Genomic DNA, 26,005 nt, shown 5'->3' with positions numbered 1-26,005 from the left:
CCCGCACCCCCTCCCGGAGGATTCGCCGATGCACCAGGCGCTCAGCATCCACCGCTCCACCGCGCTCGCCGCCGCGGCGCTGGTGCTGGTCCTGCCACTGAGTGCGGTCAGCTGCTCCGCCGCGCAGAAGGCGGTGGACTGCGCCAACACGGCGGTGCGGATCTCCTCGGACATCACCCAGGTCGGGTCGGCCTACAACAACGCCCAGCAGGACCCGGCCGCGGCCGGGCGGGCGCTGCAGCAGCTGAAGACCGACCTGGACCAGCTCGGGCGCAACTCCTCGGACGCCGACCTGACCAAGGCGGTCGGCGACATGCAGAGCCAGGTCGCCAAGGTGCAGACCGCCATCGACAACAACCAGGTGCCCGACCTCGGACCGCTGGGCAGCGCCGCCGGGCGGCTGAGCAAGCTGTGCACCGGCTGACCTGACGGGTCGCCGGTCCCGGCAGGTCGGTCGGCGGGCCGGCGGGTCACTAGGCTGGGGCCATGACCAAGCGACTCGTTCTCGCCACCCGCAACCAGCACAAGGTCGCCGAGCTGCGCGACATCCTCGGCGCGGCCGGACTGGAGGTCGAGCTGGTCGGGGCGGACGCCTTTCCCGAGGTGCCGGACGTGCCCGAGACCGGGGTGACCTTCGCCGAGAACGCGCTGCTCAAGGCGCACGCGCTGGCCCGCGCCACCGGACTGCCCGCCGTCGCCGACGACTCCGGGCTGTGCGTGGACGTGCTCGGCGGGGCGCCGGGCATCTTCTCCGCGCGCTGGGCCGGCAAGCACGGCGACGACCGGGCCAACCTGGAGCTGCTGCTCGCCCAGCTCGGCGACATCGCCCCCGAGCACCGCGCCGCCTCCTTCGCCTGCGCCGCGGCGCTCGCGCTGCCGGACGGCACCGAGCGGGTGGTGGAGGGCCGGCTGCCCGGAACGCTGCGCACCGCGCCCGCCGGGGACGGCGGCTTCGGCTACGACCCGATCCTGCAGCCGCTCGGCGAGAGCCGGACCTGCGCCGAGTTGACCGCCGCCGAGAAGAACGCGATCAGCCACCGCGGCCAGGCGTTCCGGGCGCTCGCCCCGGTGGTGGCCGAGCTGCTCGGCTGAGCCGCCGTCAGGAACGCCGCAGGGCCCGCCCGGGATGACTCCCGGGCGGGCCCTGCGGCGTTCGTACCAGGTGCGGCCTGAGGGACTCGAACCCTCACGAGATTTCTCTCACGGGCACCTAAAACCCGGGCGTCTGCCAATTCCGCCAAGACCGCCGGCACCGACTCCCGTCATGCTACTTGGCCCCCGTGCGCCGTTGCACCACTCTTTCGGGCGGCGTCGGGCGGCCGGCGGGGTGCACCGGGGCTTGGTCAAGGATTGGTACAGACCTATTGACGCATGTGGTTCAGACCACATAACTTCGCGCCGATCCGCGTTCCCCCACGTCGCCCGGTCCCCCTGCCGGGCGCGGAGCACCCTGGAGCGACCCATGCCCGAACGCGCCACAGCCGCGCACCCCGTCGCCCGATCCGGCCGCCGACCGCTGCGGGCCGGCACCGCGCTGGCCACCGCGACCGCCCTGGTGGCGGGCGCCGCCGGACTGGTCACCGTGATCGGCGGCGCCTCCTCCGCCGCCACCGTCAACCTGCTGGGCAACGGCGACTTCGAGACCGGCACGCTGGCCGGCTGGAACTGCTCCGGCGGCCTCGGCTCGATCACCGCCACCGCCCCGCACGGCGGCAGCAAGGCGCTGCAGGCGGCGGCCTCGGCGTCCGACACCGCGCAGTGCTCGCAGACCGTCGCGGTCAGCCCCAACACCACGTACAGCCTGAGCGGTTGGCTGAAGGGCAACTACACCTACCTGGGCGTCACCGGCACCGGGACCACCGACACCTCGACCTGGGGCTCCAACGCCAACTGGGCGAGCCTCGGCACCACCTTCACCACCGGCGCCTCGACCACCTCGGTGACCGTCTACACCCACGGCTGGTACGGGCAGGGCACCTACTACGCGGACGACCTCACGCTCACCGGGCCCGGCGGCGCGACTTCCAGCAGCCCGTCCGCGAGCGCGAGTTCGACCTCCGCGAGCCCCTCGGCCTCGGCCACCGCCTCCGCCTCGCCGTCCGCCTCCGCCTCGCCCTCGACGTCCGCCTCCGCGAGCCCGAGCACCAGCGCCTCGCCGACGGCCAGCGCCAGCGGTTCGCCGACCCCGGGCGGGGACGGCGTGGTGACCACCCCGACGGGGCTGACCGCGACCGTCTCGGGCACCGCGGTCACGCTGAAGTGGAACGCCTCCGCCGACAACGCGCAGAACGGCAACAGCGCGGTCTACCGGATCTTCTCGGGCGCCAACCAGACCGCGACCTCGATGGGCACCTCGGTGACCGTCTCCTCGCTGCTGCCGAACACCGCGTACACCTTCGCGGTGCAGGGCTACGACAAGGACGGGCACAGCAGCGGGCTGTCCGCGCCGGTCACGGTGACCACCGGGGCGGCCCGCACCGGGGCGCTGAAGTCGGCGTACTTCTCGCAGTGGGGCATCTACGGGAACAAGTACTACCCGTCCAGCATGGCGGCCTCCGGCGCGGCGGCCGGGCTGAACACCATGACCTACGCCTTCGCCAACATCGACCCGGCCAACCTGACCTGCTTCGAGACCATCAAGGCCGCGGACACCAACGACAACAACCCGAACGCCGGCGACGGCGCGGGCGACGCCTTCGCGGACTACCAGAAGGGCTACACCGCCGACATCGCGGTGGACGGCACCACCGACGCCTGGACCCAGCCGCTGAAGGGCAACTTCAACCAGCTCCGCGAGCTGAAGGCGAAGTACCCGAACCTGAAGATCACCATGTCGCTGGGCGGCTGGACCTACTCCAAGTACTTCTCCGACGCGGCGGCCACCGACGCCTCGCGCAAGAAGCTGGTCTCCTCCTGCCTGGACATGTTCATCAAGGGCAACCTGCCCAGCGTCCAGGGCGACGCGGCCGGCGGGGTCGGCTCGGCCGCGGGCATCTTCGACGGCATCGACATCGACTGGGAGTACCCGGCCTCGGCCGGCGGGCACACCGGCAACCACACCTCGGCCGCCGACACCGCCAACTACACCGCGCTGCTGGCCGAGTTCCGCAACCAGCTGGACGCCTACGGCGCCACCCTGGGCAAGAAGTACCTGCTCACCTCGGCGCTGCCGAGCGGCCAGGACAAGATCGCGCTGCTGCAGACCGACCAGATCGGCAAGTACCTGGACTACGGCAACGTGATGTCCTACGACATGCACGGCGCGTGGGACGCCACCGGTCCGACGAACCTGCAGGACCCGCTGTACGACAGCCCGAACGACCCGAGCAAGGTCGTCGCCCCCGGCACCCAGAAGTACACGGTCGACAACGCGGTGAACGCCTACCTCAACGGCGCGGCGGCGTACGGCATCAAGGGCGGCTTCCCGGCGTCCAAGCTGGTCGTGGGCGTGCCGTTCTACCTGCGCGGCTGGACCGGGGTGCCGGCCGGATCGACCAACGGCCTGTACCAGAGCGCGACCGGCCCCTCCGCCGCGCAGGGCACCAGCCAGACCGCCGGCGTGGCGTTCTGGAAGGAGCTGGCGGCGGCCGGCAAGACCAGCGGCGCCTCGGTGCACTGGGACGCCACCACGCAGAGCTCGTGGATCTACGACGGCACCACCCTGTGGACCGGTGACACCCCGCAGGCGATCGCGGCCCGCGGCTCCTACGCCACCGGCAAGGGCCTCGGCGGCATCTTCGCCTACTCGCTGGAGGCCGACGACCCGTCCGGCACGCTGGTCAACGCGATGACCGCAAGCATGAAGTAGCGTCAGATTCCGCTAGGGAAGGCCGGGTCGTCCGAGTGCGGACGGCTCGGCCTTCGCCATTCAGTTGGTACAGACCTGTTGACGGCAATGGTCCAGACCTTCTAAGTTCGGCGCAACTTCCCCCACATGCGTGAGCCCCCCACAGGCATGCGCACGACACTCTCTCCCGGAGGACCGAGTGTTGATCCGAACCACGACGGAGCAGCGTCCCACCGCTGCGCGCCGTCCGAGGACCGCCCGCAAGGCGGCGTTCGCGGTGACGGCCGCGGCGGGCCTGGCGGGCCTGCTGATGGGCACCCTGGGTGTCGCGCCGTCCGCCGCCGCCGTCGACAACCAGGCCTGTCGCCCCGACGGGATGTACACCACGCCCGGCGTCGACGTGCCGTACTGCAACGTCTACGACGCCGCGGGCCGCGAGCAGATGGGCGCCGACCACCAGCGGCGCGTCATCGGCTACTTCACCGGCTGGCGCACCGGCAAGGACGGCACGCCCGCCTACCTGGTGAACAACATCCCCTGGGACAAGGTCACCCACCTCAACTACGCGTTCGCGCACGTCGCCGGTGACAACACCATCTCGGTGGGCACCGACAGCGCGGACAACGCCGCCACCGGGATGACCTTCCCCGGCGTGGCCGGCGCGGAGATGGACCCCTCGTTCTCCTACAAGGGCCACTTCAACCTGCTGAGCAAGTTCAAGAAGCAGTACCCGAACGTCAAGACCATGGTCTCTGTGGGCGGTTGGGCCGAGACCGGCGGCTACTTCGACGACTCGGGCAGCCGGGTCGGCTCGGGCGGCTTCTACTCGATGACCGTGAACGCGGACGGCTCGGTCAACCAGGCCGGCATCAACACCTTCGCGGACTCGGCCGTCACCTTCATCAAGAAGTACGGCTTCAACGGCGTCGACCTCGACTACGAGTACCCGACCTCGATGAAGGACGCGGGCAACCCGCTCGACTACTCCATCAGCAACGCCAAGCGCGGCTCGCTGATGAAGGGCTACGCGGCGCTGATGAAGACCATGCGCGAGAAGCTCGACCGGGCCTCCGCCGCCGACGGCAAGTACTACCTGCTGTCGGTCGCCGCCCCGTCCTCGGGCTACCTGCTGCGCGGCATGGAGACCTTCCAGGTCACCCAGTACCTGGACTACGTCAACATCATGTCGTACGACCTGCACGGCGCGTGGAACCAGTACGTCGGCCCGAACGCCTCGCTGTTCGACGACGGCAACGACGCCGAGCTCAAGGCCGCCAACGTGTACGGCACCTCGCAGTACGGCGGGATCGGCTACCTGAACGGCGACTGGGCGTACCACTACTTCCGCGGCGCGATGCCGGCCGGCCGGATCAACCTCGGCGTGCCGTACTACTCCCGCGGCTTCAAGAACGTCACCGGCGGCACCAACGGCCTGTGGGGCACCGCCTCCACGACCAGCTGCCCGGCCGGCTCCGGCCTCACCACCTGCGGTGACGGCGCCGTCGGCATCGACAACCTGTGGCACGACCTGGACACCAACGGCAAGGAGTCGCCCGCCGGCTCCAACCCGATGTGGCACGCCAAGAACCTGGAGGCCGGCGTCCTGCCGGACTACCTGGGCAAGTACGGCGTCACCGACACCGCGCTGAACGGCAGCTACAGCCACAACTACAGCTCCTCGCTGGTCGCGTCGTGGCTGTGGAACGCGAACAAGAAGGTCTTCCTCTCCACCGAGGACGACCAGTCCATCGCGGCCAAGGCGGACTACCTGGTCAACCAGGGCGTCGGCGGCGCGATGATCTGGGAGCTGGCCGGCGACTACAAGTGGGACGCCACCGCCAACGGCGGCAAGGGCGAGTACGTCCCGGGCAACACCATGACCTCGCTGCTGTACGACAAGTTCAAGTCGGCCTCGGCCTACGGTGCGACCCGCTCCACCATCGCGCTGCCGGCCCAGACCCTGCCGATCGACGTGTCGTTCACCAACTTCCAGCTGGGCGACAACAACTACCCGATCAACCCGAAGATCCACATCGTCAACAACTCGACGGTGACCCTGCCGGGCGGCAGCGAGTTCCAGTTCGACTACTCGGTCTCCGCGCCCAACAACGCGCACGACCAGTCGGGCTTCAACTCCTCCATCGTCCGCTCGGACAACACCGGTTCGAACGTCGGCGGCCTGAAGGGCACCTACAACCGCGTCTCGCTGAAGCTGCCGTCCTGGCAGTCGCTGGCGCCGGGCGCCGCGGTGGACGTCGACTTCGTCTACTACCTGCCGGTGTCGACCCCGTCCAACTGGACCGTGAACGTCGGCGGCACGCTGTACGGCATCACCGGCGACTTCACCCGCGGCACCACCGCGGGCACCGCCTCGCCGTCCGCGTCGGTGTCCGCGTCCACCTCCGCGTCCCCGTCGCAGTCGGCCTCGCCGTCCGCGTCGGCGTCCACCTCCGCCTCGCCCTCGCAGTCCGCGTCGCCGTCGGGCTCGGTCTCGCAGTCGGCCTCGCCGTCCGCGTCGGCCTCGACCGGCAGCTGCTCGGGTGCGCCGAGCTGGAGCGCCTCCGCGGTGTACGCCACCACCACCAAGGTGTCCTGGAAGGGCCACTACTGGCAGAACAAGTGGTGGACCACCAACGAGGACCCGTCGCTGAGCGGCGCGTGGGGCGTGTGGTCCGACCTCGGGGCCTGCTGACCCTGAGGCCATAGACGGCGGTGGCGGTCGACCCGGTCGGGGGGTCGGCCGCCACCGCTGCGTCGCGCCCGTACTACTGACCGACCTTCAGGTCCTTCAGCAGCTTCGCGACGTGGCCGGTGGCGCGGACGTTGTACAGCGCCCGCTCGACCTTGCCCTGCTCGTCCACGATCACCGTGGAGCGGATCACGCCCTGGTAGGTGCGGCCGTAGTTGGTCTTCTCGCCGAACGCGCCGTACGCCTCCAGCGCCTTGTGGTCCGGGTCGGAGAGCAGCGTCACCTTCAGGTGCTCGGTCTCGCGGAACTTGCCCAGCTTCTCCGGCTTGTCCGGCGAGATGCCGATCACGTCGTAGCCGGCGCCCGCGAACACCTCCAGGTTGTCGGTGAAGTCGCAGGCCTGCTTGGTGCAGCCCGGGGTCAGCGCCGCCGGGTAGAAGTAGACGATCACCTTGCGGCCGAGGTGGTCGGCGAGCGACACCTCGTTGCCGTCGGCGTCGGGCAGGGTGAAGGCGGGGGCGGTGTCGCCCGCCTGCAGGCGGTCGCTCACGGTGGTGCTTCTCCTCGTGGCCGGTGCGGGTGGTCGTGCTCCCTGCCAACCTACCTCCGTTGGTGGGTGGTACTGCGCGCGCTCGGCGCCGAGCTGACAGACTGTCGGTCGAAGAAGAAGTACCTGGCGGTAACAGAGATGGGGTGGCCTCAAGTGGCAGCGAGCAGCAGGGACACGTCGGCGCGGACGGCGGCCCAGATCGAGGCGGACATCGCCGGCACCAGGGAGCGGCTCGCGGGCACCCTCGACGAGCTCGCCATGCGCGTCCACCCGGCGACCGTCGCCGCCCAGACCAAGGCCAGGCTGCTCGCCTCGGTCGAGCAGAAGGCCGGGCAGGCGTACGTCGCCGCGAGCGGGGCCGTCGAGCAGGTGAAGTCGCGGTTCGTCGACGAGAAGGGGCGGCCGCGGCCCGAGCGGATCGTGCCGGTCGCGCTGGTCGGGGTCGGCGTGGTGCTGCTGGTCGCCTCCGCGCGGCGGCGCCGGCGCTGAGGCGTGCGCGACGGCCACGGGGTCCGGGTGTGTCGCCCAGGGCCCCGTTCGTCGTGTACGGGGCTGCGCCCGGTACGGTCGAGGAGTGAGTGAGAACGAGAAGCAGGGCACGGCAGACGCCAACGACGAGGGCGCGCGGCGGCACGACCGGCTCGGGGAGAAGCTTCCGATTCGGATGCTGCACGACCGGGTCCTGGTGAAGACCGAGGCGGGTGAGGGCGAGCGCCGCTCCACCGGCGGCATCCTGATCCCCGCCACCGCCGAACTCTCCCGCCGCTGCACCTGGGCGGAGGCGGTCGCCGTCGGGCAGAGCGTCCGCTCCGTGGAGCCCGGCGACCGGGTGCTCTACGACCCGGAGGACAAGCTGGAGGTCGAGGTGCGCGGGGCGACGTACGTGCTGCTGCGCGAACGCGACCTGCACGCGGTGGCGGCGGGCCGGTTCGGCGACCTGGAGGGGTCGACCGGGCTGTACCTGTAGCGGGACCGGTCCGGGGTCCGCGGCAAAAGGGGGTGCGGGGCCCCGGGGCGCGGGAATACCTTGGGGGGACAACTGCATGCGGATCGAGGGCCTCGGCCCGGTACCCCCCGGGGTGCTGGGGGTCGGGGCTGTCGGCGTGTGCCCTGAGGATTGTCGACAAGGAGACAATGCATGGGCGGCGGGGTGTACGGGGCGGTGGCCCGGGGGGCGTTTCGGCGGTATTCGACGTATCGGGCGGCGACGGTGGCGGGGGTGGTCACCAACTCGGTGTTCGGGGTGATCCTGACGTTCACGTTCCTCGCGTTGTGGCAGGCCAGACCGGGCCTGGGCGGGTACGACGCGGGGCAGGCGGTGACGTACATCTGGATCAGCCAGGGGCTGCTGGTGACGGTGGCGGTGTGGGGCGGCGGGTTCCAGGACGACGTGCAGGCGCGGTTCCGCAGCGGGGACATCGCGATCGACCTGTACCGGCCGGTGGACTTCCAGGGCTGGTGGCTGGCCTCGGACCTGGGGCGGGCCGGGTTCCAACTGGTGACCCGCGGGGCGGTGCCGCTGCTCGCCGGGACGGCGCTGTTCGACCTGCGGCTGCCGCAGCGGCCGCTGGTGTGGGCGGAGTTCCTGCTGTCGGTGCTGCTGGCGGTGGTGGTGAGTTTCGGGCTGCGGTTCCTGGTGTCGCTGACCGGCTTCTGGCTGCACGACGCCGAGGGGGTGCGGGCGGCGATGATGGTGGCGGCGATGTTCTTCTCCGGCACGCTGCTGCCGCTCGCGCTCTTCCCCGGCCTGCTGGGCGAGTTGGCGCGGGTACTGCCGTTCGCCGCGCTGGTGCAGCTGCCTGCCGACGTGCTGCAGGAGCGGCGTACGGGGGTCGCCCTGCTCGGCCTGTACGGGTTCCAACTGGCCTGGGCGGTCGCGCTGCTGGCGCTCGGACGGGCGGTACAGGCGCTGGCGGTGCGCCGGGTGGTGGTGCAGGGTGGCTGACTCCTTCGCCGGGCGCGCCGGTTGGGCGGTCCGCTCGTGGTGGCTGATCGCCGCGATGTGGGCCCGCGCCGCGCTCGCCTACCGGACCTCGTTCGCGCTGACGCTGGCGGCCAACGCGCTGATCACCTTCCTGGACTTCGCCGTCCTGCTGCTGATGTTCCACCAGACCCGCCAACTCGCGGGCTGGAGCCTGCCGGAGACCGCCTTCCTGTACGGCACCTCGTGCACCGCGCTCGGGGTGGCCAACACCGTGGTCGGCTCGGTCGGTGCGCTCGGCGAGCGGGTGCGCACCGGGATGCTGGACACGGTGCTGATCCGGCCCGCCCCCGCGCTGGCCCAACTCGCGGCCGAGCGCTTCTCGTTGCGCCGGATCGGCCGACTGGTGCAGGCCCTCGCGGTACTCGGCTGGTCGCTCGCCGCGCTGGACGTCCGGTGGACCTGGGACCGGGTGCTGATGGTGCCGGCGATGCTGCTGTGCGGCTCGGTGATCCTCTCGGCGGTGATCGTCGGCTGCTCCACCGTGCAGTTCTGGTGGGGCGACGCCGCTGAACTGCAGAACTCCGTCACCTACGGCGGGGCGACGATGCTGCAGTACCCGCCGACCGTGTTCACCCGCGAACTGGTGGCCGGCACCGTGTTCGGCATCCCGTTGGCCTTCGTCAACTGGCTGCCCGCGCTGCACGTGCTGGGCCGCCCCGACCCGCTCGGCCTGCCCGCGGCGTTCCAGTACGCCTCGCCGCTGGCCGCGCTGGTCTGCGTGCTCGCCGCCGGCCTGGCCTGGCGGACCGGGCTGCGCGCCTACCGCTCCACCGGAAGCTGAGAAGTGACGGATCGTCAGAAGGGAACTGCCATGGCGGTGATCGAGGTCGAGGACGTCCGGCGCACCTTCACGGTGCGGGCCAGGGCCGGGCGCTGGCGGCGGGAGAAGCGCGAGGTGCGGGCCGTCGACGGGCTCAGCTTCCGGGTCGAGGAAGGCGAGTGCGTCGGCTACATCGGGCCCAACGGCGCGGGCAAGTCCACCACGGTGAAGATGCTCACCGGCATCCTGGTGCCCAGCGGCGGTCGGCTGCGGGTCGCCGGGGTCGACCCGGCGGCGAAGCGGGCCGCGCTGGCCCGGCGGATCGGCGTGGTCTTCGGGCAGCGCACCACCCTGTGGTGGGACCTGCCACTGCGCGACAGCTACGAACTGGCCAGGCGGATCTACCGGGTGCCGGACGCCCGGTACCGGGCCAACCTCGACCGGTGCGTCGAACTGCTCGACCTGGGGCACCTGTTGGACACCCCGGTGCGGCAGCTCTCGCTCGGCCAGCGGATGCGCGGCGACCTGGCCGCGGCGCTGCTGCACGACCCGAACGTGCTCTACCTCGACGAGCCGACCATCGGGCTCGACGTGGTCAGCAAGGCCAAGGTCCGGGAGTTCCTGCGCCAGGTCAACCGCGAGCAGCGCACCACGGTGCTGCTCACCACCCACGACCTCACCGACATCGAGCAGTTGTGCGGCCGGGTGATGGTGATCGACCACGGGCGGCTGGTGCTCGACGGCCCGCTGGAGCTGCTGCACGCCACGGGGGAGAGCGAGCGCACCCTGGTGGTCGACCTCGCGGAGGCCCGCCCGCCGATCGACCTGCCGGGCGTCCGGGTCGACCGGGTCGAGGGCCCGCGCCAGTGGCTGGCCTTCCCGGCCCGGCAGAGCGCCGCACCGATCGTCGCCGCGGTCGCCGAACGGTACCCGCTGGTCGACCTGTCGGTGCGCGAACCCGCGATCGAGGACGTCATCGCCCGCATCTACGCCGGCGCCGAGACCACCCGCACCGGCTGAGCCACCCGCCCGGGCCGCCCGACCGCACCCCGGGACCTGTGGGCGCCGGCCGGGCGCCGCGTCCGACGGGTCCTCGGGCGGGAGTGATTCGCCGGGGTGCGGGCCGGGGGTGGGGGGCGTGTGCCAGGCTGGCGGGGTGAGCGTGCAGGAGACGGGTTCAGGGGTCCGGTTCACCGCTGCGGACGAGGTGAAGCGGCGCGGGGTGCGGCGGATGAAGACCATCGCCACGGGGCTGCTCGGGCTGGCCACCGTGGTGTTCGGGCTGGCCACCTGGGCCGACGCGGCGGGGGCCGGGTCCTGGGCGGGGTACGTGGCGGCGGCGGCCGAGGCGGGCATGGTCGGCGCGCTGGCGGACTGGTTCGCCGTCACCGCGCTGTTCCGCCGGCCGTTCGGGCTGCCGATCCCGCACACCGCGATCATCCCGACCAAGAAGGACGCCTTCGGGCGCTCGCTCGGCGACTTCGTCGGCGACAACTTCCTGTCCGCGCCCGTGGTGCGGACCCGGCTCGGGGCGATCGGCATCGCCCGGCGGCTCGGCGAGTGGCTGGCCACCCCCGGCAGCGCCGAGCGGGTCACCCACGAGGCGGCGGCCGCGCTGCGCGGCCTGCTCGCGGTGCTGCGCGACGAGGACGTGCAGGCGGTGGTCGCCGAGGCGATCACCCGGCGGGCCGCCGCCACCTCGGTCGCCGAACCGGCCGGCCGGCTGCTCGGCCGGATCGTCGCCGACGGCGGCCACAAGGGCGTGGTGGACCTGGTCGCGGTGCGGGCCCACGACTGGCTGGTCGAGCACCACGCCGAGGTGGTCGCCCGGGTCACCGCCAAGACCCCCGGCTGGACGCCGAGGTTCATCGACCAGCAGGTCGGCGAACGGGTCTACAAGGAGCTGCTGCGCTTCGTCACCGACGTCCGCGACGACCCCGTGCACCCCGCCCGCGGCGCCATCGACAACTTCCTCGCCGACTTCGCCGAGGAGCTCCAGCACGACCCCGAGACCATCGCCCGGGTCGAGCACGCCAAGGCCGACCTGCTGGCCCGCCCCGAGGTGCAGGAGCTGATCGCCTCGTCCTGGGCCGCCGTGCGCACCCTGGTGCTGAACGCCGCCGAGGACGAGGACAGCGAGCTGCGCCGGCGGATCACCGAGGGCCTGCGCTCGTTCGGCCGCCGGCTGGCCACCGACCCGAAACTGCAGGCGAAGACCGACGGCTGGCTGCAGGACGCCGCCGAGTACGTGGTCTCCACCTACCGGGAGGAGATCACCTCGCTGATCTCCGACACCGTGGCCGGCTGGGACGCCGACGACGCCTCCCGCAAGATCGAGGCCAACGTCGGCCGCGACCTCCAGTTCATCCGGATCAACGGCACCGTGGTCGGCGCGCTCGCCGGGCTGGTCATCCACACCGTGGCCGTGGCGCTGGGCGGGTGACGCGGAGTCGGTCCGCGCCGCGGGTTAGCATGCGAGGTCTGTCCGGATCTGGGTGAGAAGAACGGGAGCCGTCACCGTGGCCGAGGGTGTCCAGGGGATCGAGGCGTTCATCGCGGGAATGCCGAAGGCGGAGCTGCACGTGCACCACGTCGGCTCGGCCTCGCCGCGCGTGGTGGCGGAGCTCGCCGCCCGCCACGAGGGGCGCAGCAAGGTCCCGGTGGACCCGCAGGCGCTCGCGGAGTACTTCACCTTCACCGACTTCGCGCACTTCATCGAGGTCTACCTGAGCGTGGTGGACCTGATCCGCGACGCCGAGGACGTCCGGACGCTGACCTACGGCGTCGCCGAGGACATGGCCCGGCAGAACATCCGCTACGCCGAACTGACCGTCACCCCGTACTCCTCGGTCAGCCGCGGCATCCCGGACGTCGCCTTCATGGAGGCGATCGAGGACGCCCGGCGCTCCGCCGAGAAGGACTTCGGCGTGGTGCTGCGCTGGTGCTTCGACATCCCCGGCGAGGCCGGGCTGGCGTCCGCGGAGGAGACCGCCCGCCTCGCCCTCGACCTGGCGCCGGAGGGCCTGGTCTCGTTCGGCCTCGGCGGCCCCGAGATCGGCGTGCCGCGCCCGCAGTTCAAGCCGTACTTCGACCGGGCCCGGGCGGCCGGCCTGCACAGCGTGCCGCACGCCGGCGAGTCCACCGGCCCGGAGACGGTGTGGGACGCGATCCGGGTGCTCGGCGCGGAGCGGATCGGCCACGGCACCCAGTCGGTCAAGGACCCGGCGCTGGTCGACTACCTCGGCGAGCACCGCATCCCGTTGGAGGTCTGCCCGACCTCCAACCTGGCCACCCGGGTGGTCGAGCGGATCGAGGAGCACCCGATCCGTCAGATGGTCGACGCCGGACTGGTCGTCACCGTCAACAGCGACGACCCGCCGATGTTCGGCACCGACCTGAACACCGAGTACGCGGTCGCCGCGAAGCTGCTCGGCCTGGACGCGGCGGGCGTCGCCGCGCTGGCCCGCAACGCCGTCGAGTCGTCCTTCCTGGACGTGTCCGGAAAGCGTCGGCTGACCGCCGAGATCGATGCCCACCTGGCCGCCTGGCAGGGCTGAACCCCAGGACGGAAACCGGTTGTTGGGGCTCGTACGGGTTCTTGTAGTCTGACGCCGCCATCAAGGCGATTTTCAGACTTCAAGACCTGGGGGGTCGGTGCTCCACCGCCGTCTCGTTGCGACCGCCGCGGCTCTCGCCGCCGGCTTCGCCTTTCTGCCGGGCCAGGCGTACGCCGCCGACCCGGCTCCGAACGCCGTACCCAACGCCGCGCAGGCTCCCGCCCAGGACGGGTGGGAGCTGCCCGGCGCCAAGACCTTCACCAGCCCCGCGAGCAACTCCTACCGCGTGCAGGGCCAGGCCGTCGCGGCCCGGCCCGCCGCGGTGCCGTCCTCCGGCCGGACGATCTACGTCCTCACCCACTACGGCTGCACCACGGACACCGGGACCGGCACCCAGGCGGCGCCGTTCTGCACCGTGCAGCGTGGCGTGGACGCGGCCGTCTCCGGTGACACGATCCAGGTCGACGGGAAGGACGAGGGGGCGACCCCGCCGGACGACATGGAGGCGGTGGTCGTCCACACCTCCGGCCTGACCATCACCGCAGGCACCAACCGCCCGCGGATGATGTCGTACAACGCGGCAGCGGGTAAGCCGGTCCTGACCCTGGACGGGGTCAGCGACGTGACGGTCCGTGGCCTGATGCTCATGGGTGGCAACGCTCCGGCCCTGGTGGTCCAGGGCTCCAGCCGGATCACCGTTGATTCCACCCATCTCTACGGGTCCGGTGCCAACGCCCTGACCATCGACGGCGCGTCCAGTTCGGTCGCCGTGACCAGGACGTACACCTCGATCTCCTACCCGCTCGCCGGTAACGCGGCGATCTCCGTGGCCGCCGGGGCGAAGGACGTGACCCTGGCCGGCAACCTGGTCGCCGGCTTCAGCACGGCCCGGAACAACTCGGGCTACGAGCAGACCGCTGGCATCGCCGCCACCGGGGTGCAGGGCCTGACCATCACCGGCAACACCGTCCAGCGCGGGTGCCTTGCGGGGATCGCCGTGGACGGCGCCTCGACGGCCGTGTCCATCCAGAACAACCTGCTGAACGAGTCGGCCGGCGTGGCGGCCTGCGACTCGGGCCAGGGCACCGTGACGGTCTCCGCAGAGTCCGCCTCGGCGACCACCACCGACTACAACGACTTCTACTCCGCGGACGCCTCGGGTGCCGGGCCCTACCGCTGGGCCGGCACCGCGTACCCGACCGTCGCCGCCTTCCGGGCCGCGCAGGCCCAGGGCGCTCACGACACCGTCGAGACGGTCGCCCCGCAGGCGGTCAACAGCGGCTGGGACGGGGACGTCGGCTACGCCTTGCAGACCGGCGCCGCCGCGATCGGCACCGCCAACCAGTCCGCGCCCGGTGCGCTGGCCACCGACTACTTCGGCCACGGCCCGATGGCCGACCGGGGCGCGGTGAGGTTCCAGAGCAACAACCCCGGCTTCGCGATGGCGCTGACCGCGAAGAACACCAGCGCGTACGGCGTCTCGCTGACCGTGGACGTGACCACTCAGCCCGTGGCCCAGGAGATCTGGATCCAGTGGGGCGATGGCAAGGCCGACAATCTCAGCTTCTACGGGAACCAGCCGGTGAAGGCGACGCCGGCCCATATCTACGACAAGCTCGGCGACTACACCATCACCGTGACCGACTACGACAAGGTCGGGAACACCATCGCCAACACGGTGAAGGTCTCCACGCTCGGCTCGCTGTTCACCGCGTACGGCCCGCAGCGGCTGCTCGACACCCGTGACGGCACCGGTGCGCCCAAGGGACAGGTCGCTCCGTACGGGACGGTCAAGCTCAAGGTCGGCGGCACCGGCACCATCCCGGCGAACGCGACCGCCGCGGTCCTCAACCTGACGGTCACCAACCCGGCGGCGGACGGCCACGTCACCGCCTACCCGGACGGCGGCCAGCAGCCGACCACCTCGAACGTCAACTACCGGGCCGGGCAGACCGTGCCGAACCTGGTGATCGTGCCGATCGGGGCGAACGGCTACGTCGACCTGTTCAACGGCGGGTGGGGCAAGGCCGACCTGATCGCCGACGTCACCGGCTACTTCACCGAGAGCGACGCCGCGGGCTACAGCCCGGTCGGGCCGACCCGGCTGGTCGACACCCGCTCCGGGCTCGGTGCCGCGCGCGGCCAGCTCGCTGCGTACGGGTCGCTCTGGGTGAACGTCGCGGGCGCCGCCCCGGGCCTGCCGAACGGCGGGATCACCGCGGTCGCACTGAACGTCACCGTCACCAACCCGAACAGCGACGGCCACCTGACGGTGTATCCGAGCGGACAGCAGCTGCCCACCGCCTCGAACGTCAACTTCACCGCCGGGCAGACCGTGGCCAACGCGGTCATCGTCCCGGTCGGCCCCGACGGCCACATCAAGGTGTACAACGGTGCCTGGGCCGGGGCCGACGTGATCGTCGACGTGGTCGGCTACTACGGCGCCGGCGCCCACGCCGCGTTCCTGCCGGTCGACCCGGAGCGGCTGTTCGACACTCGCGACCCGGCGACCTGGAAGGGCGGGCCGCTGAAGGGCCGCTACTACATCTACGCGCCGATGACGACGCGCGGCGACATCCCGGCGTTCGTCTTCAACACCACCGTCACCAACACCCGTGACTCCGGGCACCTCACCGTCGCGCCGGACCCGAACAGCCTGGACGCGTACAAGGGCCACTACGCGACGCCGCCGTCCCCGCCGAACGTCTCCACGCTCAACTGGCGGGTCGGCGACACCGTCCCGAACCTGGTGCAGGCCACGCCGGGCAACGGCATCGTCGACTTCTTCAACGAGAGCGACGGAGACATCGACCTGATCGTCGACATGTTCGGTTACTACCAGAACGGCTGACGCCCCGTCAGTGCGCAGTGCCGGGGCCCCCGGGGCGGTTCGCCGCTCCGGGGGCCCTTCGCGTCGTCAGGGCAGCCGGACCACGGTGGCGGTGGCGGCGGAGGCGCGGGCGGCCTCCAGGACGGTGAGGGTGGCGACGGCGTCGCGGGGGTCGACCGGGGGCGGGGTGCGGTCGGTGAGGGAGCGGGCGATGGCGGCGTAGTAGGCGGGGTAGTCGCCGGGGTCGGTGGCCAGCGGTTCGGCGTCGCCGTCGGTGCCGAGCAGCCCGTACGCGGCGGGGTCGTCGGCGCCCCACGCGCCGTCGGCGGCGGGGCGGCGGCCGGCGCGCAGCGCGGCCTCCTGCGGGTCCATGCCGAACTTGACGTAGCCTGCGCTGTCGCCGAGCACCCGCAGCCGGGGGCCGGCCAGCGGGGCGAGGGCGCTGGTCCACAGCTGCGAGCGGACGCCGCCCGCGTGGGTGAGGGCGAGGAAGGCGTCGTCGTCGACCACCGCGCCGTCCCGGCGGACGTCGATCTCGGCGTACACCGTCTCCACCGGTCCGAACAGCGCGAGCGCCTGGTCGACCAGGTGGCTGCCGAGGTCGTACAGGGTGCCGCCGACCTCGGCGGGATCGGCGAGTTCGCGCCAGCCGGGCTTGGGCTTGGGGCGGAACCGCTCGAAGCGGGACTCGAAGCGGTGCACCCGGCCCAGCCGGCCCTCCTCGATCAGCCGGCGGGCGGTCAGGAAGTCGCCGTCCCAGCGCCGGTTCTGGAAGACCGACAGCAGCAGGCCGGACTTCTCGGCGAACTCGCACAGGTCGCGCGCCTCGGCGCTGGTCGCGGCGAGCGGCTTGTCGACCACGGTGGACAGGCCGGCCAGCAGCGAGGTCCGGGTGAGCGGGACGTGGGTGCGGTTCGGGGAGGCGATCACCACCAGGTCGAAACGGTCGGCGTCCTCGAACAGCTGCTCGGGCGTGTCCAGGGCGCGGGCGCCCGGGTGGTCGCGGTGCAGCTGGGCGCGGCGGTCGGGGTTGGCGGTGACCACCGCGTCCAGCTGCAGTCCGGGAGTGGTGGCGATCAGCGGGGCGTGGAAGGCGGAGCCGGCCAGGCCGTAGCCGATCAGTCCGACGCGGAACGGGGCGTGGGGCGTGCTGCTCATGCCCCTAACTGAACCATCCCGCTCCCCCGGAGCGGCGGAGCCACCCGCATGGTCCGGGCCGCTGTTGGGGGCGGCCCGCGCGGGGCGGCTTCGTCGGGTCGGCGGGCGGGTCAGCGGGCGCGGCGGGCGTGCCGTGGGCGCCGGCGGTGCAGGACGCCGAGCGCCGCGCCGGAGAGCAGCAGCACCGAGCCGAGCGAGATCAGCACGCCGGTGGTGCCGGCCGAGCCGCCGGTCCGGGCGAGCTGTGCGGCGGCGGGAGCGGCGGCCGCGGTGGTGCTGATCGCGGTGGCGGGCGCGGTGGTGGTGGCGGGCGCGGGGGTGGTCGGTTCGGGGGTGGCGGGCGCGGACGTGGTCGCGGCCTCGTGGGTGTGGGCGGGGGCGCTGGGGACGGGCGCGGTGTTCGGGGTGGCGCCGGTGCCGTCGAAGACCACGTCGGAGCAGGAGTAGAAGGCCTCGGGGCTGTCCGAGCGCTGCCAGATCGCGTAGAGCAGCTGACGGCCGGTCAGCCCGGCGGCGACGGTGCCCGGCAGGATGTACTGCCCGTCGACGAGTTGCGGGTCGGTGACGGTGAGGAACGGGGTGTCGGCGAGGTCGGCCCAGCGCAGCGGGCGGCTCGGGTCGTAGCCGGGCCGGGTGAGGTAGAGCCGGAAGGTGCCGCGGTGCGGGGCGGTGGCCCGGAACCGGAAGGTGAACGGCCGGCCGGCGGGGAGGCTGGTCGCGGGCCAGTCGGTGCGCGGCAGGTCGAGCCCGGCGAACTCGGGGTCGCCGGCGCTGCACAGCTTGCCGTCCGGGATCCGCTCGCGGTGCCGGCCGTCCGCATCGCCGATCCGCACGCCCATCCAGTCGTACAGCCCCTGGGTGCCGCCCGCCGCGACCGCGGCCCGGCAGGCCGCCGACCTCGGCTGCTCCGGGCCCTCCAGGTAGCAGCCCTCGACCCGGCTGAGCGGGTTCTGCATCGAGCCGTGCGCGGCTGCCGGGGTGGTGGCCAGGCCGCTGAACAGTGCGGTGGCGGCCAGCAGGACGGCGGTGCGGCGGAGGGCGGCCATCGGCGGGCTCCTTGCGTCGAGCGGAGGGCGTGTCCGGGACGCTAGCCCTGCGGGGCGGCAGAATTGACGTGATGTCGGCTTGTTTAGGGACGGTTTAAGAGTGCGTTGAGGCGGCCCCGGCTTCGGTCTCGGCTTCGGCGTCGGCCTCTACCTCTGCTTCGGCGAAGAGGGTGCGCGCGGCGTGCAGGGTGTCGGTGTACTCGCGGACGGCGGCGATCCGGCCGTCGCGGACGGTGAAGACGCCCAGGCAGCGGTTGTCGTAGCGGTGTCCGTGGGCGGTGGTGCCGCGGGAGGTCCACTCGGCGACCACCCGGTCGCCCTCGGCGATCGGGGTGCCGGTCAGCGCGACCTTCACCGGCGTGCCGGGGGCGAACAGCGGGCCGGCCGCGCCGAGGAAGTCCTCGACGATCGCCTTTCGGCCGCGCCAGACCCCGCTGAAGGGCAGGTCGCCGCCGGGGTAGCTCCAGGTGGCGTCCTCGGTGAAGGCGGCGCGGACCGCGGCCAGGTCGCCGCGGGCGACGGCGGCCACGTACGCGGTGACCACGGTGCGCGGGTCGGTGCTCGGTTCGGGGCTCATGGGGTGCTCCTCGGGGTGGATCGGGTCGGTGGAGGGTGCGGACGGCGTGGCCGTGGAGCGGCGTTCGCGCCGGGCGGTGACGGGGGTCGGCGGTGCGACCAGTAGACGGCGGCGGGCGGTGGCCGGTCCAACAACCGGAACTGCCGTACGACAACCGCTGGTTGTCGGCGAGGATGGCGGGATGGACCCCGACCTCGCCCAGCTGCGCGCCTTCGTCACCGTCGCGGAGCAGCTGCACTTCCGGCGCGCCGCCGAGCAGTTGGCGATCAGTCAGCAGGGCGTGTCGAAGCGGATCGCCGCGCTGGAGCGGGAGTTGGGCGTCCGCCTGGTCGATCGGGGGCGTTCGGCGGTGGGCCTCACCGAGGCGGGGCGGCGGTTCCTCGAGCCGGCGCGGGCGGCGCTGGCCGCCGGGCGGGCCGCGGTGGCCGCGGCCCGGGAGGGGGTGGGCCCGGCCCGGCTGGACGTCTGGGGGCACCTGTTCGAGCCGCTCCGGACGGTGCGTGAAGTCCTCGGTGGGGACGGCGGGTTGCCGGTCGAGGTGGGGCCGGGACGCGACCTGGCGGGGGTGGCCGAGGCGGTGGAGCGGGGTGAGGCCGCTGCCGGGTTCGGGCGCTTCCACCCGCCCGCGGAGGGGGCCGGCCCGCCCGCGCGGCTGGCGCACCGCCTGGTGCGGCTGGAGCCGGTGGACGTGGTGCTGCCCGCCGGGCACCCGCTGGCCCGCCAGGCCCAGGTGCGGCCCGCCGACCTCGCCGCGCTGCGCCTGGTGCTGCCCGCCGCCCCGGCCCGGCTGGACTTCCTGGCCCGGTTCGCCGAGCGCTTCGGCGTGCCGGTACTGCCCGGCGAGGCCAACCTGGGCCTGGCCCACCTGCTGGACCGGGTCCGCGCCGCCCCGGAGGCCTGCACCCTGCTGCCCGCCGAACTGCCGCTCGCCGCCTCGCCCGGGCTGGTGGTCCGCCCGCTCGCCGACCCGGTCCCGCTGTACGCCTGGTCGCTGGTCTGGCACCGCGACCGCCCGCACCCCGCGGTCCCGGCGCTGCTGCGTGCCTTCGCCGACCGCGGGCGCGAGCGTCGCTGGCTGGAGTACCGCCCCGGACGCGACTGGCTGCCGGAGACCGACGCCCGCGAACTGGGCTGAGGAAACGCAACGGCACGGGCCCCCGGTGACCGGGGACCCGTGCGAGGCGGCGTCAGATCAGTTCGACCAGGTCCGCGATGGAGTCGACCACGCGGGTCGGGCGGTAGGGGAAGCGGTCCACGTCGGCGGCCTGGGTGAGGCCGGTGAGGACCAGGAAGGTCGACATGCCGGCCTCCATGCCGGAGACGATGTCGGTGTCCATCCGGTCGCCGATCATCGCGCTGTTCTCGGAGTGCGCGCCGATCGCGTTCAGGCCGGCCCGCATCATCAGCGGGTTGGGCTTGCCGACGAAGTACGGCTCCACGCCGGTGGCCTTGGTGATCAGCGCGGCGACCGCGCCGGTGGCGGGCAGCGCGCCCTCGGCGGACGGGCCGGTCTCGTCCGGGTTGGTGGCGATGAAGCGGGCGCCCGCGTCGATCAGGCGGACGGCCTTGGTCATCGCCTCGAAGGAGTAGGTGCGGGTCTCGCCGAGGACCACGAAGTCCGGGTCGCTGTCGGTGAGGACGTAGCCGACGTCGTGCAGCGCGGTGGTCAGGCCGGCCTCGCCGATCACGTAGGCGGTGCCGTTCGGGCGCTGGTCGGCGAGGAACTTGGCGGTGGCCAGCGCGGAGGTCCAGATGTGCTCGGCGGGGACGTCGAGGCCCATCCGGGAGAGCCGGGCGTGCAGGTCGCGCTGGGTGTAGATCGAGTTGTTGGTGAGCACCAGGAAGGGCTTTCCGGACTCACGCAGCCGCTTGATGAAGGCGTCGGCCCCCGGGATCGGCACGCCCTCGTGGATGAGGACTCCGTCCATGTCGGTCAGCCAGGTCTCGATGGGCTTGCGGTCTGCCACGGTAGGTGTCTCCTCGGTCTTGCGACGGTCGAACGATCTGTTGCATCGCTCCGACCGGACACCGCTGGCCGGTCGGGCGCCACTGGCTGCCCCAACGCGGCTCAGCCTAGTCGGCCCGGTCGGCGGCGTCCCCGGTACCCTGTGCCGGTCACGGGGCGGGCGTCGGGGAGGCGCCCGGCGGACGGGGGGAGTTCACGTGGAGGAGAAGCGCGTCACCTGGGCGGAGCTCTACTTCGACCTGGTGTTCGTGTTCGCGGTGACCCAGGTGTCGGGGCTGCTGCACCACCACCACGACTGGGCGGGCGTGGGCCGGGCGCTGGTGGCGTTCGTGCCGGTGTACTGGTGCTGGGTCGGCACCACGGTGCAGGCCAACATCCGGGACGTGGACAACGCGCGCGACCGCATCGGGATCTTCGCGGTGGGCCTGGCCGGGCTGTTCATGGCGCTGGCGCTGCCCGGCGCGTTCGGCCCGCGCGGGGTGCTGTTCGGCGCCGCGTACTGGGCGGCCCGGCTGGTGCTGCTCGGCCTGATGGCCCGTCAGGTGCGGCGGATCTGGATCGGCCCGTACGGGGTGGCGGGGTTCCTCACCGGGCCGCTGCTGCTGCTCGGCGGGCTGGCCGGCTCCCCGCTGCGCGAGACGCTGTGGGCGCTCGCCGCGGCCACCGACCTGGCGGCGCCGCTGGCGTTCCGCCGGCACCTGGCCCGGGTCGACTACCACCCCGGCCACCTGCCGGAGCGGTTCGGGCTGTTCCTGCTGGTGGCACTCGGCGAGTCGATCGTCGGTATCGGCGCCCCGGTGGCCGGCGCCCCGCTGCACGCGGGCCAACTGGCCTCCGTCGCCGTGGCGTTCGTGATCTCGTGCGCCCTGTGGTGGCAGTACTTCGGCTATGCCGCGGACGCCATGCGCTACGCCCTGGAGACCGCCGTCTCCCGCCGCGACGTGATGCGCCAGGTGTTCTCCTACGGCCACCTGGCGCTGATCGCGGGGGTGATCACGGTGGCGGTCGGCTTCGCCGAGACGGTCGCCCGGCCCGGCGGCGTGCTCGGCGACGGCGCGCTCGGGCTGCTGTATGGCGGCAGTGTGCTGTACCTGCTGAGCTTCAGCTACACCCGGAAGATGATGTTCGGGATGATCTCGCCGACCCGGCTGGCCGCCGCGGCGGTGGTCTCCGCGCTGCTGGCGGTGCTGCTGCTCACCCCGCTGCACCGGCTGCCCGCGCTGGCCGTGCTGGTGCTGCTGGCCGTGGTGCTGGTCGGCCTGAACGGCTGGGAGGCGCTGCGGGTCCGGCGGGCGCGGCAGGCTGTCGGCGCGAGCGAGTAGCGTTCACCACGCGGGCCTGGACGACGGGGCCCGGAGTCCGATGAGAGCGGTCGCCGTGCGGCGCGGCCGGTGGGAGGTACACGTGACGGAGCTGGCCGAGGCGAGCGTGGGCGGCGTCCTGGAGGTGCCGGAGTCCTGGCGGGCGGTGCTCGCCGAGGAGACCGGCAAGCCGTACTTCGCGCAGCTGACGGAGTTCCTGGCGGCCGAGCGCGCGGAGCACGAGGTGTTCCCGCCCGCCGGGCAGGAGTTCTCGGCGCTCGCCGCGACCGCGTACGAGGACGTCCGGGTGCTGATCCTCGGTCAGGACCCGTACCACGACAACGGCCAGGCGCACGGCATGAGCTTCTCGGTGCTGCCGGGCGTGAAGACGCCGCCGTCGCTGCGCAACATCTACAAGGAGCTGACCACCGACCTCGGCCTCACCGTCCCCGACAACGGGTACCTGATGCCGTGGGCCGAGCAGGGCGTGCTGCTGCTCAACGCGGTGCTCACGGTGCGCGCGCACGAGGCGAACTCGCACAAGAACAAGGGCTGGGAGAAGTTCACCGACGCGGTGATCAAGGCGGTCAGCGCCCGCGAGGAGCCCTGCGTCTTCGTGCTGTGGGGCGGCTACGCGAAGAAGAAGCTGCCGCTGATCGACACCGACCGGCACGTGGTCGTCCAGGGCGCCCACCCCTCGCCGCTGTCCGCGAAGCTGTTCCTCGGCAGCAAGCCGTTCTCGCAGATCGACGCGGCCCTGGAGGGCTTCGGCGGCAAGGCGATCGACTGGCAGATCCCGAACCTGAAGTAGCGGCGGACGCCACGCGCGGCGGGGGGTGAGGGTCACCCTGGGTCACCCCCGCCGCGCGGGCCCGTGAGCCCGTCAGTCCGTCAGGACGGGCGGTTCGGTGGCGGCGCGCAGGCGGTCGAGGCTGACGCCGTCGGCGAGTTCGACCAGGCGCAGGCCCTCGGGGGTGACGTCCAGGACGGCCAGGTCGGTGACGATGCGGTGCACCACGGCGCGGCCGGTGGCGGGCAGGGACAGCTCCTGCACGATCTTGGGGGCGCCGTCCCGGGCGGTGTGCTCCATCACCACGATGAGGCGGCGGGCGCCGTGCACCAGGTCCATCGCGCCGCCCATGCCCTTGACCATCCTGCCGGGGATCATCCAGTTGGCCAGGTCGCCGCGGGCCGAGACCTGCATCGCGCCGAGCACCGAGACGTCGATCCGGCCGGAGCGCACCATGCCGAAGGAGAACGCCGAATCGAAGTACGCCGCACCGGGGTTGACGGTGACGGTCTCCTTCCCGGCGTTGATCAGGTCGGGGTGGACGTCGGCGTCCGCCGGGTACGGGCCGACGCCGAGGACGCCGTTCTCGGAGTGCAGCACCACGTGCACGCCCGGCGGCAGGTGGCCGGGGATCAGCGTCGGCAGGCCGATGCCGAGGTTGACGTACTGGCCGTCGCGCAGTTCGCGGGCGGCCCGGGCGGCGAGCGCGTCGCGCGGGTCGAGCGTGGTGGTCATCAGGACTCCTTCGGGGCGGCCGGGCTGACGGTGCGTCGCTCGATGCGGCGGTCGGCGGGGTCGGCGGCGACCACCCGGTCCACGTACACGCCGGGCAGGTGGACGGCGTCGGGGGGCAGCTCGCCGGGCTCGACGATCCGGTCCGCCTCGACGACGGTGACCTTCCCGGCGGTGGCGCACAGCGGGTTGAAGTTGCGGGCGGCGGCGTGGAACACGCAGTTGCCGTGCCGGTCGGCGACCTCGGCGCGGACCAGCGCGAAGTCCGCGGTGATCGCCTCCTCCAGCAGGTACCGGCGCCCGCCGAACTCCCGCACCTCCTTGGGCGGGGAGGCCAGCGCGACCGCGCCGCCGCCGGGCGCGTACCGCCACGGCAGGCCGCCCTCCTCGACCTGGGTGCCCGCGCCGGCCGGGGTGAAGAACGCCGGGATGCCCGCGCCGCCGGCCCGCAGCCGCTCGGCGAGGGTGCCCTGCGGGGTGAGCTCCACCTCCAGCTCGCCGTTCAGGTACTGGCGGGCGAACTCCTTGTTCTCGCCCACGTAGCTGGAGGTCATCCGGGCGATCCGGCCGGCCCGCAGCAGCAGGCCCAAGCCCCAGTCGTCCACCCCGCAGTTGTTGGAGACCACCCGCAGTCCGGTGGTGCCCGCGGCGACCAGCGCGCCGATCAGGGTGGACGGGATGCCGCACAGGCCGAAGCCGCCGACCGCGAGCAGCGCGCCGTCGGGAATGTCCCCCACCGCGCGGGCGGGGGAGTCCAGGACCTTGTCCAAGGTGGTCACCTCATCGAGTGGGGGGCCGGCGGCGTCGCCGGCACCGCACCACCCTCACCGCAGGCCCCGGCGCTTTCCATGGCGGCCGCGGACATGGGCCGCACCCGGGTCATGTGCCCGCCGCACACCGTCGCCGGGCTGACGCCCCGACATGTCGGCGGCGCACACAGCCAGGACGGCCGATGCGTGCGTCCGTCACATGTCGCGCCCCGGGCGGCCCCCCTACGGTTCCGGCAATCCACCAGCACAGCCACGTCAGGAGCCGACCACCATGCCCGTCACGGACGCCACCCACAGACCCGTCCGCACGCTCGCCGCGCTGGCCGCCTGCGTGCTGCTCGCCGCCGGCTGCGCCAAGGCCGGCACCGCGGGCACCTCGACCGACGCGGGCGGGTCCAAGACCCCGGTCAAGGTCGGCCTGGTGTACTCCCGGACCGGCCCGCTGGCCGCCTACGGCAAGCAGTACCTGGAGGGCTTCAAGGCGGGCCTGTCCTACGCCACCAAGGGCACGAACGCGGTCGCCGGGCACCCGGTGGAGGTCGCCGAGCAGGACGACGCGGGCGACCCGGCCAAGGCGGTCTCCGCCGCCAAGGACCTGATCGGCAAGGGCTACAAGGTGCTGGCCGGCTCCACCGCCTCCGGCGTGGCGCTGCAGGTCGGCCCGATCGCCGCGCAGAACAAGGTGCTGTTCATCAGCGGCCCGGCCGCCGCCGACAAGGTCACCGGCCTGAACAAGTACACCTTCCGCTCCGGCCGGCAGTCCTACCAGGACACCAGGGCCGCCGCCTCCTTCATCGGCGACGCCAAGGGCAAGAAGGTCACCGTGCTGGCCCAGGACAGCGCCTTCGGCCAGGCCAACGTCGCCGCCGTCAAGGACGTCCTCGGCGGCGAGGGCGCCACCGTCGACGCGGTGCTCGCCCCGCCGTCCGCCACCGACCTGACCCCGTTCGCCAGCCAGGCCAAGGCCGCCAAGCCCGACCTGCTGTTCGTCGCCTGGGCCGGCGACACCGCCTCCGCGCTGTGGACCTCGCTCACCCAGCAGGACGTCTTCTCCGCCACCAAGGTGGTCACCGGCCTCGACGTGGCCGCCTCCTACCCGCTGTTCGGCCCCGCCGCCGAGCGGATCAGCTTCCTCAACCACTACTTCGCGGGCGCGGCCGGCGGCACCGAGGCCGAACTCGCGATGACCGACGCCGTCACCAAGGCCGGCTCCAAGCCCGACCTGTTCACCCCCGACGGCTTCACCGCCGCCCAGATGGTGGTGCACGCGCTGGAGACCGCCAAGGGCTCCGACGCCGACACCGACGCCCTGGTGAAGGCCCTGGAGGGCTGGAGCTTCGACGGGGTCAAGGGGCAGCTGACGATCCGCGCCGAGGACCACGCGCTGCTGCAGCCGATGTTCCAGGTCAAGCTGACCGGCACCGGCGCCGCCGCCAAGCCCAGCGTGGAGAAGAAGCTGACGGCCGACCAGGTCGCCCCGCCGGTCGCCAAGATGGCGGGCTGAACCG

The 26,005-nt window shown here is 72.6% G+C and carries 23 protein-coding genes and 1 tRNA gene; 16 read left to right on the top strand and 8 right to left on the bottom strand.

Annotated features, from left to right (window positions below; translation table 11 throughout):
- Positions 1–28: 28 nt before the first annotated feature.
- Together ACWD4U_RS23775 and rdgB are read left to right on the top strand one after the other, a co-directional pair.
- Complete coding sequence (locus ACWD4U_RS23775) at positions 29–424, top strand: hypothetical protein (protein WP_363456134.1); 396 nt, start codon at positions 29–31, stop codon at positions 422–424.
- 62 nt (positions 425–486) lie between these two features.
- Complete coding sequence (gene rdgB, locus ACWD4U_RS23770; protein ID WP_363456131.1) at positions 487–1,092, top strand: RdgB/HAM1 family non-canonical purine NTP pyrophosphatase; 606 nt, start codon at positions 487–489, stop codon at positions 1,090–1,092.
- Positions 1,093–1,163: 71 nt separating this feature from the next.
- On the opposite strand, the gene ACWD4U_RS23765 is transcribed toward rdgB, so the two are convergent.
- Positions 1,164–1,247, bottom strand: a tRNA-Leu gene (locus tag ACWD4U_RS23765).
- A 215-nt stretch (positions 1,248–1,462) separates the two neighbouring features.
- Here ACWD4U_RS23765 and ACWD4U_RS23760 point away from each other — a divergent pair.
- Both ACWD4U_RS23760 and ACWD4U_RS23755 read left to right on the top strand, forming a co-directional pair.
- Complete coding sequence (locus ACWD4U_RS23760) at positions 1,463–3,808, top strand: glycosyl hydrolase family 18 protein (RefSeq protein WP_363456129.1); 2,346 nt, start codon at positions 1,463–1,465, stop codon at positions 3,806–3,808.
- A 289-nt stretch (positions 3,809–4,097) separates the two neighbouring features.
- Positions 4,098–6,479: a chitinase C-terminal domain-containing protein gene (locus ACWD4U_RS23755; protein WP_449787292.1), complete on the top strand. Its 2,382-nt coding sequence runs from the start codon at positions 4,098–4,100 to the stop codon at positions 6,477–6,479.
- A 73-nt stretch (positions 6,480–6,552) separates the two neighbouring features.
- Here the strand turns inward: ACWD4U_RS23755 and bcp are convergent, their stop codons facing one another.
- On the bottom strand, positions 6,553–7,026 hold the full coding sequence (gene bcp / locus ACWD4U_RS23750; RefSeq protein WP_363456126.1) for a thioredoxin-dependent thiol peroxidase: 474 nt from the start codon (positions 7,024–7,026) through the stop codon (positions 6,553–6,555).
- A 153-nt stretch (positions 7,027–7,179) separates the two neighbouring features.
- On the opposite strand from bcp, the gene ACWD4U_RS23745 reads away from it, so the two are divergent.
- The 8 genes from ACWD4U_RS23745 to ACWD4U_RS23710 all read left to right on the top strand — a co-directional run bounded on the left by ACWD4U_RS23745 (position 7,180) and on the right by ACWD4U_RS23710 (position 16,178).
- A complete protein-coding gene (locus tag ACWD4U_RS23745) occupies positions 7,180–7,515 on the top strand; it encodes a DUF3618 domain-containing protein (RefSeq protein WP_449787291.1) in 336 nt (111 codons plus the stop codon).
- A 175-nt stretch (positions 7,516–7,690) separates the two neighbouring features.
- Positions 7,691–7,993 (top strand): GroES family chaperonin, encoded by a 303-nt coding sequence (locus ACWD4U_RS23740; protein WP_363456325.1) that lies wholly within the window; start codon positions 7,691–7,693, stop codon positions 7,991–7,993.
- 171 nt (positions 7,994–8,164) lie between these two features.
- Positions 8,165–8,971 (top strand): ABC transporter permease, encoded by an 807-nt coding sequence (locus ACWD4U_RS23735; RefSeq protein ID WP_363456120.1) that lies wholly within the window; start codon positions 8,165–8,167, stop codon positions 8,969–8,971.
- A complete protein-coding gene (locus ACWD4U_RS23730; protein WP_363456118.1) occupies positions 8,964–9,791 on the top strand; it encodes an ABC transporter permease in 828 nt (275 codons plus the stop codon). Before ACWD4U_RS23735 ends, ACWD4U_RS23730 begins: the two co-directional genes overlap by 8 nt.
- 30 nt (positions 9,792–9,821) lie before the next feature.
- Positions 9,822–10,790, top strand: a complete 969-nt coding sequence (locus tag ACWD4U_RS23725) for an ABC transporter ATP-binding protein (RefSeq protein WP_449787290.1) — start codon at positions 9,822–9,824, stop codon at positions 10,788–10,790.
- Positions 10,791–10,899: 109 nt separating this feature from the next.
- On the top strand, positions 10,900–12,213 hold the full coding sequence (locus tag ACWD4U_RS23720; RefSeq protein WP_449787289.1) for a DUF445 domain-containing protein: 1,314 nt from the start codon (positions 10,900–10,902) through the stop codon (positions 12,211–12,213).
- Positions 12,214–12,289: 76 nt separating this feature from the next.
- Positions 12,290–13,327 carry an adenosine deaminase gene (locus ACWD4U_RS23715; protein WP_363459798.1) on the top strand — a complete coding sequence of 346 codons (1,038 nt, stop codon included), beginning with the start codon at positions 12,290–12,292 and terminating at the stop codon, positions 13,325–13,327.
- A 97-nt stretch (positions 13,328–13,424) separates the two neighbouring features.
- Complete coding sequence (locus ACWD4U_RS23710; protein ID WP_363459797.1) at positions 13,425–16,178, top strand: right-handed parallel beta-helix repeat-containing protein; 2,754 nt, start codon at positions 13,425–13,427, stop codon at positions 16,176–16,178.
- A gap of 66 nt (positions 16,179–16,244) precedes the next feature.
- Here the strand turns inward: ACWD4U_RS23710 and ACWD4U_RS23705 are convergent, their stop codons facing one another.
- The 3 genes from ACWD4U_RS23705 to ACWD4U_RS23695 all read right to left on the bottom strand — a co-directional run bounded on the left by ACWD4U_RS23705 (position 16,245) and on the right by ACWD4U_RS23695 (position 18,938).
- Positions 16,245–17,315 carry a Gfo/Idh/MocA family oxidoreductase gene (locus ACWD4U_RS23705; RefSeq protein WP_363459796.1) on the bottom strand — a complete coding sequence of 357 codons (1,071 nt, stop codon included), beginning with the start codon at positions 17,313–17,315 and terminating at the stop codon, positions 16,245–16,247.
- A gap of 110 nt (positions 17,316–17,425) precedes the next feature.
- A complete protein-coding gene (locus tag ACWD4U_RS23700; protein ID WP_363459795.1) occupies positions 17,426–18,361 on the bottom strand; it encodes a lytic polysaccharide monooxygenase auxiliary activity family 9 protein in 936 nt (311 codons plus the stop codon).
- A 94-nt stretch (positions 18,362–18,455) separates the two neighbouring features.
- Positions 18,456–18,938, bottom strand: a complete 483-nt coding sequence (locus tag ACWD4U_RS23695) for a nuclear transport factor 2 family protein (protein ID WP_363459794.1) — start codon at positions 18,936–18,938, stop codon at positions 18,456–18,458.
- A 181-nt stretch (positions 18,939–19,119) separates the two neighbouring features.
- Here ACWD4U_RS23695 and ACWD4U_RS23690 point away from each other — a divergent pair, with 181 nt between their 5' ends.
- On the top strand, positions 19,120–20,073 hold the full coding sequence (locus tag ACWD4U_RS23690) for a LysR family transcriptional regulator (protein WP_363459793.1): 954 nt from the start codon (positions 19,120–19,122) through the stop codon (positions 20,071–20,073).
- 52 nt (positions 20,074–20,125) lie between these two features.
- Here ACWD4U_RS23690 and ACWD4U_RS23685 read toward each other — a convergent pair whose 3' ends face one another.
- Entirely contained in the window at positions 20,126–20,905 is a 780-nt protein-coding gene (locus ACWD4U_RS23685; protein WP_363459792.1) for an HAD-IIA family hydrolase, read from the bottom strand.
- 196 nt (positions 20,906–21,101) lie between these two features.
- On the opposite strand from ACWD4U_RS23685, the gene ACWD4U_RS23680 reads away from it, so the two are divergent.
- The gene (locus tag ACWD4U_RS23680; RefSeq protein ID WP_363459791.1) at positions 21,102–22,226 is read left to right on the top strand and encodes a low temperature requirement protein A; all 1,125 of its coding nucleotides are present in this window, start codon (positions 21,102–21,104) and stop codon (positions 22,224–22,226) included.
- Between the two features lie 82 nt (positions 22,227–22,308).
- Positions 22,309–23,016, top strand: coding sequence for a uracil-DNA glycosylase (locus tag ACWD4U_RS23675; RefSeq protein ID WP_363459790.1), 708 nt, complete (start codon positions 22,309–22,311; stop codon positions 23,014–23,016).
- A 72-nt stretch (positions 23,017–23,088) separates the two neighbouring features.
- On the opposite strand, the gene ACWD4U_RS23670 is transcribed toward ACWD4U_RS23675, so the two are convergent.
- A complete protein-coding gene (locus tag ACWD4U_RS23670; protein ID WP_363459789.1) occupies positions 23,089–23,730 on the bottom strand; it encodes a 3-oxoacid CoA-transferase subunit B in 642 nt (213 codons plus the stop codon).
- A complete protein-coding gene (locus ACWD4U_RS23665; protein WP_363459801.1) occupies positions 23,730–24,497 on the bottom strand; it encodes a CoA transferase subunit A in 768 nt (255 codons plus the stop codon). Before ACWD4U_RS23665 ends, ACWD4U_RS23670 begins: the two co-directional genes overlap by 1 nt.
- Positions 24,498–24,768: 271 nt before the next feature.
- On the opposite strand from ACWD4U_RS23665, the gene ACWD4U_RS23660 reads away from it, so the two are divergent.
- Positions 24,769–26,001, top strand: a complete 1,233-nt coding sequence (locus ACWD4U_RS23660) for a substrate-binding domain-containing protein (RefSeq protein WP_363459788.1) — start codon at positions 24,769–24,771, stop codon at positions 25,999–26,001.
- Positions 26,002–26,005 lie beyond the last annotated feature (4 nt).

This window comes from Kitasatospora sp. NPDC002522, assembly GCF_053595195.1.
Note: the sequence above shows the minus strand (reverse complement) of the source record. Positions and strands in the feature narration are given on the sequence as shown.

Bases quoted from the DNA above. Each gene is read 5' to 3' on its own strand.
- rdgB (WP_363456131.1), top strand. From the start codon at position 487: ATGACCAAGCGACTCGTTCTCGCCACCCGCAACCAGCACAAGGTCGCC.
- ACWD4U_RS23690 (WP_363459793.1), top strand. From the start codon at position 19,120: ATGGACCCCGACCTCGCCCAGCTGCGCGCCTTCGTCACCGTCGCGGAG.
- ACWD4U_RS23725 (WP_449787290.1), top strand. From the start codon at position 9,822: ATGGCGGTGATCGAGGTCGAGGACGTCCGGCGCACCTTCACGGTGCGG.
- ACWD4U_RS23775 (WP_363456134.1), top strand. From the start codon at position 29: ATGCACCAGGCGCTCAGCATCCACCGCTCCACCGCGCTCGCCGCCGCG.
- ACWD4U_RS23670 (WP_363459789.1), bottom strand. From the start codon at position 23,730: ATGACCACCACGCTCGACCCGCGCGACGCGCTCGCCGCCCGGGCCGCC.
- ACWD4U_RS23700 (WP_363459795.1), bottom strand. From the start codon at position 18,361: ATGGCCGCCCTCCGCCGCACCGCCGTCCTGCTGGCCGCCACCGCACTG.
- ACWD4U_RS23695 (WP_363459794.1), bottom strand. From the start codon at position 18,938: ATGAGCCCCGAACCGAGCACCGACCCGCGCACCGTGGTCACCGCGTAC.
- ACWD4U_RS23760 (WP_363456129.1), top strand. From the start codon at position 1,463: ATGCCCGAACGCGCCACAGCCGCGCACCCCGTCGCCCGATCCGGCCGC.
- ACWD4U_RS23735 (WP_363456120.1), top strand. From the start codon at position 8,165: ATGGGCGGCGGGGTGTACGGGGCGGTGGCCCGGGGGGCGTTTCGGCGG.
- ACWD4U_RS23740 (WP_363456325.1), top strand. From the start codon at position 7,691: ATGCTGCACGACCGGGTCCTGGTGAAGACCGAGGCGGGTGAGGGCGAG.
- ACWD4U_RS23660 (WP_363459788.1), top strand. From the start codon at position 24,769: ATGCCCGTCACGGACGCCACCCACAGACCCGTCCGCACGCTCGCCGCG.
- ACWD4U_RS23755 (WP_449787292.1), top strand. From the start codon at position 4,098: ATGGGCACCCTGGGTGTCGCGCCGTCCGCCGCCGCCGTCGACAACCAG.
- ACWD4U_RS23705 (WP_363459796.1), bottom strand. From the start codon at position 17,315: ATGAGCAGCACGCCCCACGCCCCGTTCCGCGTCGGACTGATCGGCTAC.